This is a genomic window from Pedobacter superstes, assembly GCF_037622515.1.
GTDB classification, from domain to species: Bacteria; Bacteroidota; Bacteroidia; order Sphingobacteriales; family Sphingobacteriaceae; genus Paradesertivirga; species Paradesertivirga superstes.
The window spans coordinates 1-481 of record NZ_JBBJCN010000022.1 but is presented as its reverse complement, the minus strand read 5'-3'; the positions used below and the strand labels follow the sequence as shown (position 1 = coordinate 481).

1 protein-coding gene is annotated in these 481 nt (G+C 45.5%); it reads right to left on the bottom strand.

Annotated elements, in window-relative coordinates; translation table 11 throughout:
- Positions 1–481 (bottom strand): MBG domain-containing protein (locus WG906_RS19330; protein WP_339994538.1); only part of this gene is annotated, 481 nt, incomplete at both ends.

Genomic DNA, 481 nt, shown 5'->3' with positions numbered 1-481 from the left:
ACTGGCTAGAGATAGGGTCGCAGTCGATTTGCCAATCACCAGATTACCTGTGGCATTATCGGCAACGTAATTAGCATTGGTAAGCGAAGCAACTACAGCATATGAACCAGCATTTGTCGGAGCAGTGGGCGAACCATCGTAGGTAAAACTTATACCTGTTAAAACGGCAGGAGTTGTAGTCGCTGTTGCTGATCTTGTTGTACCATCATAAGTTTGGCTTAAACTGGCTAAAGATATGCTAGCCGAAGCCTTGCCAATCACAAGATTGCCTGTGGCATTATCGGCAACGTAGTTAGCATTGGTAAGAGAAGCTACAACAGCGTATGAACCAGCATTTGTCGGAGCAGTGGGCGAACCATCGTAGGTAATGCTAATTCCTGTTAAACCAGAAGGAATAGTTGTAGCACTTGCGGACCTTGCAGTACCATCATAAGTTTGGCTTAAGCTGGCTAATGATATGCTAGCCGAAGCTTTTCCGATC